Source organism: Mesorhizobium sp. M7A.F.Ca.MR.148.00.0.0 (genome assembly GCF_003997735.1).
In the GTDB taxonomy this organism is placed as follows: Bacteria; Pseudomonadota; Alphaproteobacteria; order Rhizobiales; family Rhizobiaceae; genus Mesorhizobium.
In genome coordinates, this window is sequence record NZ_RZTB01000597.1 from 1 (window position 1) to 262 (window position 262).

At 65.3% G+C, this 262-nt stretch carries 1 protein-coding gene; it reads right to left on the reverse strand.

Annotation, left to right across the window (positions count from 1 at the left end):
• A partial coding sequence (locus tag EOB49_RS35470) for a LysR substrate-binding domain-containing protein (RefSeq protein ID WP_245473015.1) occupies positions 1-262 on the reverse strand: 262 nt, incomplete at both ends.

A 262-nucleotide genomic window follows, 5' to 3' on the forward strand; every position in this document is an offset into this window, starting at 1 on the left:
GCCGGATCGTCCCCAGGCGCCGCGCCTGGTTCGAGGAATCGGTGAGCCAGCCGACACGGATGCCGAGATCAATCTGCTCGTCGACCAGATTGGCGACCGCGTCGTCGAAGATCGCCTCGACGCGCATGTGCGGATAGGTTCTGAGATAGGCCGCCATGACCGGAGCTACCATCTTGGTGCCGTAGTCGAGTGGCGCTGTCAGCCTCAACGTTCCGCTCGGTTCGACGGCCCCGCGCGAGATTTCGCCATAGGCCGCCTCCGC